7 protein-coding genes are annotated in these 13,499 nt (G+C 55.6%); 6 read left to right on the top strand and 1 reads right to left on the bottom strand.

Annotation, left to right across the window (positions count from 1 at the left end):
- Positions 1–591 precede the first annotated feature (591 nt).
- From J2I48_RS28530 to J2I48_RS03695, 4 genes are all read left to right on the top strand, one after another.
- Positions 592–2,127 (top strand): sensor histidine kinase, encoded by a 1,536-nt coding sequence (locus tag J2I48_RS28530; RefSeq protein WP_207334045.1) that lies wholly within the window; start codon positions 592–594, stop codon positions 2,125–2,127.
- A 3-nt stretch (positions 2,128–2,130) separates the two neighbouring features.
- Positions 2,131–2,826, top strand: a complete 696-nt coding sequence (locus J2I48_RS03705; protein ID WP_207334044.1) for a LytR/AlgR family response regulator transcription factor — start codon at positions 2,131–2,133, stop codon at positions 2,824–2,826.
- A 113-nt stretch (positions 2,827–2,939) separates the two neighbouring features.
- On the top strand, positions 2,940–6,056 hold the full coding sequence (locus J2I48_RS03700; RefSeq protein ID WP_207334043.1) for a PVC-type heme-binding CxxCH protein: 3,117 nt from the start codon (positions 2,940–2,942) through the stop codon (positions 6,054–6,056).
- A 43-nt stretch (positions 6,057–6,099) separates the two neighbouring features.
- Positions 6,100–7,047: a hydroxypyruvate isomerase family protein gene (locus tag J2I48_RS03695; RefSeq protein WP_207334042.1), complete on the top strand. Its 948-nt coding sequence runs from the start codon at positions 6,100–6,102 to the stop codon at positions 7,045–7,047.
- Positions 7,048–7,143: 96 nt separating this feature from the next.
- On the opposite strand, the gene J2I48_RS03690 is transcribed toward J2I48_RS03695, so the two are convergent.
- A complete protein-coding gene (locus J2I48_RS03690) occupies positions 7,144–7,452 on the bottom strand; it encodes an isoamylase early set domain-containing protein (RefSeq protein ID WP_207334041.1) in 309 nt (102 codons plus the stop codon).
- 281 nt (positions 7,453–7,733) lie between these two features.
- Here J2I48_RS03690 and J2I48_RS03685 point away from each other — a divergent pair, with 281 nt between their 5' ends.
- Together J2I48_RS03685 and J2I48_RS03680 are read left to right on the top strand one after the other, a co-directional pair.
- Positions 7,734–11,831 carry an ATP-binding protein gene (locus J2I48_RS03685; protein ID WP_207334040.1) on the top strand — a complete coding sequence of 1,366 codons (4,098 nt, stop codon included), beginning with the start codon at positions 7,734–7,736 and terminating at the stop codon, positions 11,829–11,831.
- 260 nt (positions 11,832–12,091) lie between these two features.
- Positions 12,092–13,462, top strand: a complete 1,371-nt coding sequence (locus J2I48_RS03680; RefSeq protein WP_207334039.1) for a hypothetical protein — start codon at positions 12,092–12,094, stop codon at positions 13,460–13,462.
- Positions 13,463–13,499 lie beyond the last annotated feature (37 nt).

The raw sequence follows: 13,499 nt of genomic DNA, 5'->3' as shown, positions 1-13,499 counted from the left end.
CCGGAGAGTCCGCAGTTCCCGCTGCGGATTTTTCCTTTTTGTCTTAGTCACTCACCTACGCCGCACCACCGCATAGCCTTAACAGCAGGCTAACTGTATGCACATGCCTTCCGACTTTTCACTTAAGTAGAACTCGGGAATTGCATTCGCTGACGTATGATCAACAAGCTTTCCAATTCGCTACTTTGAGGATAGACTAAGCGCTATAATCCTACCAACGAAAGCTTAAGTTAACTGTGTAACGCTTCTTTCCTTACGAAACAGCACTAAGTAAAATATACTCTATCGCTCATAAAGACTATATTTTTAATTTAACACTAAAAAAGCCCCAATAGGTATTAAATGGCCTTTTTGAGGCATAAACTGGCTATTTAACCTCTTTTTACCTTAAAAACACCTAAACCATTTTTACAGAATTGGCAAGAATAATGCTATCATGAATCTGTATAGGGTGCTATCCTGTTGAGCTACGCCGTTCAGCCTGCTCATAGAACCAGCAAACTCATGAATGCAGCAAGCAGACCGATAAGCAGCCAATCTGTCTATGCTTGTCAAGATCGAGCATGTTAACTACATTTAATCTAATTCATCGTGTCTCCTTCGCTGCTTCCAGACGGTAACATCGAACCGCTAATTCGCACCTTCCTGCTGGGTATTATCTGGTCATTGTTTTTGTCATTGCTGGCGTATTCCTGCCTGTTCAAACGCGACCAGGTATACCGCTGGAGCACGGCAGCAGTGGCGGGGGTTACCGGCTCCAGCACCTACTCCTGGCTTTTTCATTTCCACTACCCCGTTGCGCTGACCCATGGGGCCAGTTTCGCGAAACTGGCGTGTGAGGTGATCGTGGCCGTAGCCATGCTGGGCTTCATGGAGGTTCAGTTTAACCGGGCCTGGTCACGCCGCTTCACCAGCCTGCTTGGTTTTGGTGGTTTACTACTACTGCTCGCCGCCGTAGCAGCTTTTCAAGAGTCTGTATATCTGCTGATTGCCGTTAAAGCTGGTCGGCTGGTGCTCATTGGTGAGTTGCTGCGCTTGTGCCTGCGGGCCACCCGGCAACGAAAACCCGATGGCCTGCTGTTGCTGATGAGTGCCGGGCTGGTGCTGCTTGGCGAACTGGGCTTTATAGCACTGCTCCTGCGCACAGGCGTATATACCATACCGAATTCGCCTAGCCTGAGTAGCACCGTGGGGTCGACCGGTATTTTTTTCGCCCTTATTACTATTCGGCTGATTCGCCACAGCACACAGTCTAAGCAGGAACTGGCGCAACGACAGGCCGAACTGGACGCTATGATTACTGAACGAGCAGCCATGCTAGCGCAGCAAAACGCCCGCCTCGATGAGCTTGTTTCGCAGCGCACTGCCGAATTAAATGCCGCTAACCAGGCCAAAACGCGGCTTTTTTCTATCGTGAGCCACGACCTGCGCAGCCCGGTCATCTCGCTCCAAAACACACTGCTGTTGCTGCAATCAAAACAGTTGACCCGGCAGGAAAACGAACGGCTCACCCAACAGCTCACACTGTCTACCGATAGACTGTATACGAACCTCGATAATCTGTTAGCCTGGTCACTGTCGCAATTAAACGAGCTACGCACACTGCCACAACCCATAGTGGTGCATGACCTGGCCGACGATATACTGGAAATGGCCGAAGACATGGCCCGCTACAAGCAGATCACCTGCAACAACCAGATCGATGATGAACTGGTGGTGTTGGCCGATGAAAATCAACTGAGAACGGTGCTGCGTAACCTGGTCGACAACGCAATAAAGTTTACACCCACCGGCGGGTCTATCTGGCTGAGTGGCCATAGCACCCACAATTGGGGCACTATTCTGGTTGACGACAACGGACTTGGGCTGCACCCCGACCAGGTAGCCCTGCTGCTAAAACAGCCTGGATTGCTGCCCGGCACCCAGGGTGAAAAAGGCATGGGGCTAGGCCTGCGCCTTTGTCAGGAGCTACTCACCAGAAATGGCGGTCAACTCACCATCACCAGCCAACCCAACAAGGGCACCCGCGTTCAGGTCTCGTTGCCCTTACTTACCCATTCATTGCCAAGCCGCTTTCCGACTCGCCTACCCGTAACAATAACACCCCCTAACAAAACCACTTACTAACCTATGGAAACGTACCGATGTCTGGTTGTTGAAGATTCAGAATCTACCGCCCTATTGATTAAACAATACCTGACTGAACTCACACTGTATAGCGAAGTAAGCATTGCGTCTACCTACACGCAGGCTGCCCGCATGATGTTACACCAACCTTTTGATTTAATTTTTCTTGATGTTGAATTAAACGGCACCAACAGTTTAGATCTGTTAAACACTAACCGACGGCTACCACCGGTGGTGGTGATGAGTGCCCACAACCAGTATGCCGTAGACTGCTATGATATGGACGTGGCCGATTTCTTACCTAAGCCATTCACCAAGAGCCGATTCCTGCGGGGTATCAACCGGGCAATGGGTATCGCTATTGACAAAGAAAGTGTCACCGTAAATGAATCTATTTTCCTGAAAGTGGGGCGGCGACTGAACAAATTTTCTTTTGATAGCATCGACTACGTCGAAGCGTACGGTATTTATTCAAAGATTCACAGCAACGACAAAATAGTGGTGGTGAATGAACCCATTATGGTGCTGGAAAAGCGCTTACCGAACCGCTATTTCCGTCGGGTGCATAAGTCATTCATTGTCAACCTAAATCACATCTCTAGCTATAGCCAGAACACGTTTTATATTGACGAAATGAAAATCCCGATTGGCATTTCCTACCGCGACGACTTGCCCAACATTTTCAATATGCTGGGCTGATGACACAACTGTATACCTAGCTGACCAAGGTTCGAGTAACGTAATTGTGCTGGTACCAGTTAAAATTGGCTCACACTACCCTTTAGCCAATAAACACACTGTCTTTCACAGCTATGATACAGTTACGCACGAAACGGACCATCCGGCAAACCACGGCCGCCGTCCTCACCGCCGGTGTATTAACGGGAGGGCTGTTTATGGGGGCCTACCTCAACCGCGACCTCAGCCGGGCATCGGCTCCGTTTCTGAACGGCTTCTTCGCCACCCTCTCCGACGACGATAAGCACGACCCCAAAAACGCCGTGGCCAGCCTTCAGGTAGCGCCCGACCTGCACGCCACGCTGTTTGCCGCCGAACCTATGCTGAAAAACCCCACCAACATCGACGTCGATGCGCGGGGGCGGGTGTGGGTATGCGAGGCCTACAACTACCGCCCAGCCATCAACGGCAACCCCACCCACACGGAGGGTGACCGCGTGGTGATTCTGGAAGACCAAAACGGCGACGGCACCGCCGACGTGAGCAAGGTGTTCTACCAGGGTCCTGAACTGCAATCGCCGCTGGGCATCTGGGTGCAGGGCAACAAAGCCATCGTGTCGGACAGCCCCAACGTCTGGGTGTTTACCGACACCGACGGCGACGACAAGGCCGACAAGAAAGAGATCCTGTTTACGGGCCTCAGCGGCGATCAGCACGACCACGGCATGCACGCCTTCGTGTTTGGCCCCGACGGCAAGTGGTATTTCAACTTCGGCAACGAAGGGCGGCAAATTCAGGACAAAAACGGCAAGCCCATCTTCGACCGCAACACGGGCAAGGCCATCGACAAAAACAGCTACCGGCAGGGCATGGTGTTTCGCTGCAACCCCGACGGCAGCGAGATGGAGGTGCTGGGCCAGAATTTCCGCAACAATTTCGAAGTGGCCATCGACTCGTACGGCACCCTCTGGCAGAGCGACAACGACGACGACGGCAACAAAGGCGTACGGATCAACTACGTGATGGAGTACGGCAACTACGGCTACACCGACGAAATGACCGGCGCGGGCTGGAGTGCCAACCGCACTAACCTGGAAAAGACCATTCCCCAACGTCACTGGCACCTCAACGACCCCGGCGTGGTGCCTAACCTGCTGCAAACGGGGGCCGGTTCGCCCACGGGCATCATTGTCTACGAAGGCTCACTCCTACCCGCCCGCTACCAGAATCAGATTATCCACTGCGACGCCGGGCCAAACGTGGTGCGGTCATACGCCGTGGAAAAAGCGGGTGCGGGCTATACGGCCTCGATCAATAATCTGGTAGAAGGCGTGCGCGATCAGTGGTTCCGCCCGTCGGACGTGTGCGTGGCCCCGGACGGGTCACTGCTGGTGGCCGACTGGTATGACCCCGGCGTGGGTGGACATCAGGCGGGCGATCAGGACCGGGGCCGGATCTTCCGCCTGGCCCCACAGAACGCGGCCTGGAGCGTACCCAAAACCGACGTTTCTACAATAGATGGGGCTATTTCGGCCCTGCAAAGCCCCAATATGTCGGTGCGGTACATAGGCTGGACGGCCCTGCACAACCTGGGCGACAAAGCCGAAAAACCCCTGGCCAAATTCTACAAGTCGGCCACGTCGCCCCGTATGAAGGCCCGCGCCCTCTGGCTGCTGAGCCAACTGCCGGGCAAGGGTAAGAAATACACCGACATGGCCCTGACCGATGCCAACCCCGACATCCGGATCACGGCCCTGCGCACCATCCGCGAAACCAAGGGCGACGTGATCGGGGCGGTGAAACAACTGGTTAACGACAAAGACCCGCAAGTCCGCCGCGAGTGCGCTATTGCCCTACGCCGCAACACGGCCGCCGAAGCGCCGGGCCTGTGGGCACAACTGGCCGCACAGCACGACGGCAAAGACCGCTGGTACCTGGAGGCACTGGGCATTGGGGCCGACAACCAGTGGGATAGCTATTACGCCGCTTACCTGAAACAGGTGAATAACGACCCGCTCGCCAATGCCGGTGGGCGCGACGTGGTTTGGCGGGCACGCACCGCCGCCTCGGTACCGCTACTGGCCAAACTGGCGGGCGAAACCACCGTGCCGCTGGACGACCGGCTGCGGTATTTCCGGGCGTTTGATTTTAATCCCGGCGGCGTTGAAAAGTCGAATGCGTTGTTGCAACTCATTGGGCAACAACACAATGAGGCCATCACCAAACTGGCCCTGCGCCACCTCGACCCGGCTTTTGTGAAAAGCAGCAGCGGTGCCACGCAGGCCCTGCAACAGTTGCTCGACCAGACCTATGGCACCCCCGAATACGTTGAGTTGGTGCAGCGCTATGAACCAACCACGGAGAATGTACGCCTCCGGCAACTGGCTATTCTGAAGCCCAGCGACAATATTGGGCGGGAGGCCGCACGGCTGCTGATGCAACAAAAAGGAACCGACCTGGTCATGGAAACCATCAACGGGCGGTCTGGCGGGCCGGCTAACGCCGACGCTGCGATGAATATGATTATGGCCCTGCGTCGGGTGGGTAGCGTGGCTTCGCTGGGCATCCTGAAAACGGTGGCGCTGGACGAAAAACGGCCCATGGTCCTTCGGCGCGAAGCTACGCGGTCGTTGGGGGGGAGCATGGACGGCGAAGACATGGTGCTTGACCTGCTTAAGACTGGTCAGCTCAAAGGCGAACTGAAGGCGGCGGCCTACCAGGGCGTGGCCTCTGCCTGGCGCAAGAGTGTGAAAACCGAGGCCGCCAAATACCTGGACGGTGCCCAGACCACGTCGGCGAAAAAACTGCCCAGCGTGACTGAATTGCTGGCCATGAACGGCGACGCCACGCGGGGGCAACTGGTGTATAAAAACAACTGCTCAGTTTGCCACCAGATCAACGGCGAGGGTATGGATTTCGGCCCCAAACTATCCGAGATTGGCTCAAAACTGGGCAAAGACGGTGAATACCTGGCCATCCTCTACCCCGACGCGGGCATCAGTTTTGGCTATGAGGGCTACGAAGTGAAGTTCAAAGACGGCAGCACCGTAACGGGCATTATCTCCAGCAAAACCGAAACCGACCTGCAAATGAAATTCCCCGGCGGGCTGGTGCAGAACTACAAAACCGCCAACGTGGTCTCGACCAAGCAGATCGACTCGTCGATGATGCCAGCCGGTCTCCAGGAAGCCATGACCACCCCCGAACTAGTGGACCTCGTGGAGTACCTGAGTACGCTGAAGAAGAAATAATGGCGAGACTAACTTATAACCACTCTTTACTCCTAAACTTATTATGACGCAACGTCGTGATTTTTTGAAAACGGCCCTCGCTACCACGGGCGCAACCCTGGCCGGTGTATCGGCCGTGCAGGCCGCCAGCCCAGCTTCGGCAGATCGGCTGACGGCTGGAAAAAACAAGTTCAAGCTCGACTATGCCCCCCACATCGGGATGTTTGAAAACAGCGCGGGCAAAGACCCCATCGACCAGCTAAAGTTCATGGCCGACCAGGGTTTTACCGCCTTTGAAGACAACGGCATGATGGGCCGCGACCCGGCGTTGCAGGAGAAGATGGGTGCCGAAATGGCCCGCCTGGGTATTAAAATGGGCGTTTTTGTGGTCGATAAGGGGGGTAACGGGCAAAACACGCTGGCAGCGGGCAAGAAGGAATACATCGACATTTTCCTGAACGGCTGCAAACGAGCCGTGGATACTGCCAAACGCTGCAATGCGAAATTCATGACCGTGGTGCCGGGCGATTTCGAGCGGAATCTACCCATTGGCATTCAAACGGGTAACGTCATCGACGCCCTGCGTCGGGGTGCCGACATCCTGGCCCCGGCGGGGCTGGTGATGGTACTGGAGGCGCTGAGCGACACACCGAACCTATTCCTACGCACCTCTGACCAGACCTACGAGATCTGCCGGGCGGTAAACAGCCCCGCCTGCAAAAGTCTCTTCGACATCTATCATATGCAGAAGAACGAAGGGCATATTATCCCCCACATCGACTGGGCGTGGGACGAGATCGGGTATTTCCAGATTGGCGATAATCCTGGGCGGAAAGAGCCAACCACGGGCGAGATCAACTACAAAAACATCTTCAAACACGTCTACGATAAAGCCAAAGCCACCAACCGGTCGTTTATTTTCGGGATGGAGCACGGCAACTCGCAGGCTGGTGCCGCCGGCGAAATGGCCCTGATTAAGGCCTACGTGGAGTCGGATAGCTTTGCAGTATAATTAAGAATTAAGAATGCAGAATTAAGAATGGCTCTGCCTGATCACTACTATGCGGTCAGGCAGAGCCATTCTTAATTCTGCATTCTTAATTCTTAATTACAATACCACCACCGAGTTCTCTTCAACTGAAACAGGGCTGGCTACGTATTTGTCGGCGGCCCAGTCGTTTTCCCAGGTGGTACCGTCGATGATGAACCGGTATTGATATTCCGTGCCGATAGGCAATTCAACCGTAGTCTTGAACGAACCGTCTTTCTGCTTCTTCAGCGGCTGGGCAGTTACGTCCCAGTCATTGAACTCGCCAACGAGCGAAACAACCTTCGCACCATTGACCGCTTCGGCGGGAAGTTCAAACGTTACTTTAGCAACAGGCTTACTTTTCAGAAACTGTTTGGCAATGGCCATAGACTATTTTCAATTTTGGTTATGATGCAAAATTATATCTTCAAAAAATTAAAATGCTAATAACTAACCTGTTACAGGTAAACATTCTTCATATAATTCAATTTCTTATTCCGCTAATCATAAACATACCAAACGAGTAGAGCACTAATCAACGCGCAGCCGATCAGTAGGTTATGACAACCCATTCGGGTAAGCCAATTCGTACGCTAGTGTTACCTACCAGTAAATCTAGTTGATAGCCGGGCGTAATCATGGTAACATTATAGCTTATTGATGACGCCATGATCCGCCGTTTTCTGAACGCTTTACTTGCTTCTACCCAACGGCAACTATCGGGCTATTGTTACTTCCTGCTGTACTGCTGCCACCCGCTGTATGGACAAGTAAACGATCACCTGCTGGGGCAGCTACCCCACCGGGAGATTGGCGTGGAACAGGGGTTACCTCAATCATTCGTTTCCAGCATTATTGAAGACGACGACGGCTTCATCTGGATCGCTACCCTAGGTGGCCTGGCCCGCTACGACGGTCAGCAGATGGTTCCGTTTTACCACCAGGCCAACAACCCCGCCTCGCCCTTACGCAACACCATCATTTTGCTGGCCAAAGCGGGACCCAACCAGCTTTGGCTACAGTATGACAGCGGTGAGTTTGACTGCTTCAACACCCGCACCGGGCAGTGTACGCATCTTTCCAAACTGACCCGAGCGCTGCGCGGTCTACCCTTGAGAGCCGTCATGCACACAGACCAGCAGGGTAACCTGTGGGGCAGCATTGCCGGACGAGGCATATTTCAGTATGATGCTCACCAACAATTAGTTACCCGATACAGAAGAGCCAAAAACAGCCTGCAAAGCGACACGGTTCAGGCCATTACCGGCGACCGGCAGGGAAACATTTGGGCTGTTTCGCCGCACGGCCTGGATCGACTCACGCCCCCCAACGCCCAGGGCCGCTGTACGGTGCAGTCCACTCGCCTGGCGCTACAGATGACCGACAGTCATACTGGTACACCCATATGGAGCCGGGTGGGGGCGGTGCTGCGTACCAACGGCGAGCTGATGGTTAACGACCGGATTGGGCTGCGGATCATCGACCCGAACCACCCAACTACAGTCCGTACCGTCCCGTTTGGCCCCTACCCAACCACGGTGCATCCCTGGCTCTGTAGGGGCGGTGATGGGCTGGAGTATGTGCAATTGGGCACTACCCTGTACCAATACACAGACCGGCAGGGGCTACGCTCTGTTTGGCAATACCAACCGCTGGGCGGGGCGGCGCCCAAAGACATTTTATGTACGGCGTTGTGCCAGGCGCGGTCGGGGGTGGTATGGCTGGGTGGCAACACGCAGGGGCTGCACCGGATCGATCTAGCCGCTGCGCCCATGCAGTCCTTTGCTTACCAAACTACGTTCTGCGCCGATGCAGTTCAAATGGGGTTGGGGCTGTCGTTGCCCAAGCTATTTCACTGGTCGTTTGCGGTTACTACGTTGCCTTCGTCCTATCTGTTTCGCTCCAGCTTCGACCAGGCGGGGCAGCTTTATCTGGGCCTGGGAAAGGAGCTGCTCATGTATGACCCACGCACCCAGGCTGTTCGCCGCCTGCCCAACATGCCTACCACGGTTGATAGTGTGGATCACGCGATCCGGGGTATTTCTGTGACGGCGCAGGGCACCATCTGGACGGTGTCTGGCAAGGGAATACCGCTGCGGCTGGATACTCTTTTGAATCAGTGGCGGTTTCCGGCGCGATTTATTCGAAAGTCATCCGTAGCCGCCAACGACATCCTGGCCGATGATGGCCAGCTCTGGATCAGCACCACCGAACACGGGCTGCTTCACTATGACCTGACCACCCAACAGTACCGATTCGTGCGGTTCAACAGCGGCCCAAACCGAATGACAGAAACGCATCTGCTGACACTGACGCGCGACCCCACCCGCGCCAACCTGCTCTGGATTGGCAGTTATAACGGCCTGATTTGCTTTGACAAACGCACAAAACGGCACCGCATCTTTACAACCGCGCAAGGCCTGCCCAATAACGTGGTGTATTCGGTAGTAGCCGACCAGCAGGGGTATTTGTGGCTGAGCACCAACCAGGGCCTCTGCCGGTTCAATCCCCGCACCCACAATACACTCCTGCTCGACGTGTCGGACGGGTTGCCGGGCAATGAGTTCAACCGGTTTCACCACCTGCGCCTACCCGACGGTCGGCTGGCGTTTGGCGGGGTGAAAGGCTGGGTGCTCCTGGACCCTGCGCACATAAAGCCCGACACCACCAAACCCGCGGTAGCCCTTACAAGCCTGGCCATCAACAACCAGCCAGTAGACCAGTTTGGACCACATTCGCCACTGCCCCAGCCGCTTAATACCCTGCCCGAATTGCGGCTCACCCACGACCAGAATTACCTGACCATAGGCTTCACAGCCCTCAATTATCACCAGCCCGACCGGGTCACCTACCGCTACCAGCTCAGAAACTACGACCCCGACTGGACCGTCAGCAAACTACCTACGGCCAGCTACACCAAACTACCCCCCGGCACCTACACGTTCCGGGTAAATGCCGCCAACTCGGTAGGGCAGTGGAGCCATCAGCTAAAAGAACTGGCGGTGGTGATCCACCCGCCGTTTTGGGCTACTGGGTGGGCCTACGCCCTTTATACGTTGCTGCTGGGGTCGGGGCTACTTGGCCTGGTCCGGTTGAGCACCACCCGCACCCGCGAACGCCACGAGCTGGCCCTGCGGCAGCGGCAAGCCGAAGAACTACGGCAACTGGATCAGGCCAAGACCCGTTTTTTCGCCAACGTGTCGCATGAACTGCGTACGCCCCTGACGCTGGTGATGGGGCCACTGAGCAGTATCCTGAGCCGCAAACGGATTGACACCCACGATGAGCAGCTGATCCAGACCGCCAACCAAAGTGCCCATCAGCTGCTGGGGCTGGTGAACGAATTGCTGGACCTAACCAAGTTGGAAGCGGGCAAGCTCCTGTTGCAACCACAGCCCGTTCGGCTGAGCTACTTCTTTCAGGATTGTGTGCAGCCCTTCGAGCTACAGGCTCAGCAGTTGGGCATCACGCTTCGGCTCGACATGGCCTTCGACGAGGCATTGACGGTAGTGGTCGATGCTGGTAAGGTGAGGCAGGTGATTCAGAACCTAGTGGCCAATGCCGTGAAGTTTACCCCGCCGGGCGGCATCGTCGACGTGACCGTTGACTACACGGCCAGCCAGCTCCGGTGGCGGGTGCGCGACACCGGGCGCGGCATTCACCCCGACGACCTGCCCCACGTATTTGAGCGGTATTTCCAGACAAACCAGCCTAATGCACCACTGGAAGGCGGCACCGGCATTGGGTTGGCTCTTTGTCAGGAACTGGTGCGGCTTATGCAGGGCAGCATCTCGGTCGATAGCGACTGGGGTAAGGGTAGCACCTTTGCTATACAGGTGCCCGCCGACATGCTGCCCGACACGCCAATTCAGGACCCACAGCCAGCACCCGCCTGGAAAGCTACCGAGGGTATTTTGCTGACGCATTTGGCCCGCACTGCACCTGTAGAGACCGCTGCTCATGCCGGGGAGACGGTGCTGGTAGTAGAAGATAATGCCAGCCTGCGCACCTACCTGACCACCGTGCTGTCGCCGTCATTGCGGGTGCTGACAGCCGCGCACGGGCAGGCGGCGCTCACCCTGCTGGCGGGGTTGCCCCAGCCACCCGCCCTCATCATTGCCGACATTATGATGCCGGTGATGGATGGTTTTCAACTGCTGGAAGCCCTGAAACGCCACGCCACCTACCGCACCATTCCGGTGATGATGCTCACCGCCCGCACCGATATGGCCGACAAGTTGCGTGCCTTGCGGCTGGGGGTGGACGATTATCTGCTGAAACCCTTTCACGAAGCCGAACTCACCGCCCGCGTAACGGCCCTGCTGCACAACCAGCGCGAACGGCAGTGGCAGGCAACGGTTGACATGGCTGACCCACCACCGGCAACAGCAGCGATGTATGTTACGGCCGCACAGGCAACCCGCCCAGCGCCGATGGTGTCGGCCGATGATCTGGCCTGGCTGGAGCGGCTGGAGGAACTAACGGAAGCCCGGCTTGTCCATGCTGATCTGGTGGCCGATGACCTGGCCGACGCCCTGAACATGAGCCGCCGCACATTTTACCGGGCCATTAAACGACTTACGGGTCTAACCCCCGCCCAATACGTGTCGGAGGCGCGCTTCCGGCAGGCACGGCAATTATTGGAAACCCGCCAGGTATCGTCGGTGAAGCAGGTGGCACACCGGGTGGGCTTTTTGCAGGTAAGCCACTTTTCCCAGCAATACCAGCAGCGCTTCGGCAAAGGCCCGGCGGAGTATTTACAATGAGCGTATTTAATGAGTGAATAGTTTGGAACGGCTTTGCCGTGTGTTTATATAAATGCTCGCGCAACAGACTATGCGTCCCAGTCCAAGCTATTCACTCATTCACTCATTAATCTGGCATACTGGTGATTCTTTTTGGCACGGCGGTGATGGTTTTTGGCACAGGGGCAAGGGCTGGTGGCACGGTGGTGAATTGGGGCATAACGTGGTTTGTATCAGCTCTTTCGGAGCCTTTCTAACCATCATTTTTCCAATCAATCACTATGAAAAAAGTACTCCTCACCGGCGTAGCGCTGATCATCTTCTCGGCCACAGTTTTTGCCCAAACCAACACCGCCATCCTCAACCAGAACGGCAACAGTCAGTCGGCCAGCCAGCAGCAAACGGGCAACTACCTGCAATCTGTTATTGAACAGGACAAACAGGGCGGCACCAACAACGGCAACTACGCCGGTACGGTGCAAAACAGTACCGGGTCGGCGGGCAACTACGCGGCCATTAACCAAAAAAACAGCGCCAAGTCGAACAAGGGGCTGATTACGCAGGGCGGTGGCACGGGCAACGAAGCCACTATTTCGCAGAGTAACACCAGCGGCCAGGGTACGGGGGTCATAATGGGGACCACCTCGGCAGCCAGTGTGCGGACGGCGGGGGGTAACTGGAGCAGTATTCTGCAACGGGGCAACAACAACGTGCTTACCTTCACCAACCAGGACAATACGTCGTATAAGAACTACAGCGAAATCGATCAGTATGGCGACGACAACCGCCAGACGTCGGTCAATCAGTCGAATACGTCATACAATAACGATGCCGTCATCAAACAGGGGGCGTCGGGGGCCGGCGTGTCTAACGACAGGGCCGTGGTGGTGCAGACAAACCACAGCGACCACAACAAAGCCTACGTGACTCAGCTATCCAGCGGCAACGACGCGTTCATTACCCAGCAAAACTATAGCAGCTACAACACGGGCACGATCAAGCAGACGGGGGGCAGCGGGTCCACGGCCACGATTGGGCAACTCAACAGCGACTATGGAACGGCCACGATCACACAAACAGCGAACGATAACGAAGGCACCATCACGCAGAAGCAAAATAGCAATCATTCAAAAGGCACCATTCTGCAAGAGGGTTTCGACGGAGAGGCATCCATTACACAAGACCGCGACGAATACGGGGTGGCCACCATTAAGCAGTACGGAATTACTGGTAAGGCCTCTATCGAGCAGGTAAAAACCGGCAGCGGCCCTTCATCGGGCAATAAAGCCACCATTACGCAGAACGAGCTTACTACGGCAGGCTACAACAACGTAGCCAGGATTGTACAGGGCGAAAGTGCAGCGTCTGGCAGGTCAGATAAAAACGAGGCCACCATCACTCAGGAGTACAGCAACAACACGGCTAAACTGTTTCAGGTAGGTGACCGCAACAAGGCTACGGCTTCGCAGTGGGGCGACAATAACTTGATTCAGGGTGTTGGCTCCAGCTTCGCCACACAACGCGGCAACGACAACACCCTGACTATTACCCAAAACTCAGGCAGCTCGGCTCCCTACGTGCCCAACGTGGCCAACGTCAGCCAGATTGGCAACAGCAACACGTCGGTCATCACGCAGGTGGGGGTGAATTGACTAGTGAAAGAGTGAGTAGTGAATGGCGAAAGAGTGA

Origin of the sequence: Fibrella aquatilis, assembly GCF_017353255.1 — a bacterium.
Taxonomy (GTDB): Bacteria; Bacteroidota; Bacteroidia; order Cytophagales; family Spirosomataceae; genus Fibrella; species Fibrella aquatilis.
Note: the sequence above shows the minus strand (reverse complement) of the source record. Positions and strands in the feature narration are given on the sequence as shown.

Bases quoted from the DNA above. Each gene is read 5' to 3' on its own strand.
- J2I48_RS03705 (WP_207334044.1), top strand. From the start codon at position 2,131: ATGGAAACGTACCGATGTCTGGTTGTTGAAGATTCAGAATCTACCGCC.
- J2I48_RS03700 (WP_207334043.1), top strand. From the start codon at position 2,940: ATGATACAGTTACGCACGAAACGGACCATCCGGCAAACCACGGCCGCC.
- J2I48_RS03695 (WP_207334042.1), top strand. From the start codon at position 6,100: ATGACGCAACGTCGTGATTTTTTGAAAACGGCCCTCGCTACCACGGGC.
- J2I48_RS03690 (WP_207334041.1), bottom strand. From the start codon at position 7,452: ATGGCCATTGCCAAACAGTTTCTGAAAAGTAAGCCTGTTGCTAAAGTA.
- J2I48_RS03685 (WP_207334040.1), top strand. From the start codon at position 7,734: ATGATCCGCCGTTTTCTGAACGCTTTACTTGCTTCTACCCAACGGCAA.
- J2I48_RS03680 (WP_207334039.1), top strand. From the start codon at position 12,092: ATGAAAAAAGTACTCCTCACCGGCGTAGCGCTGATCATCTTCTCGGCC.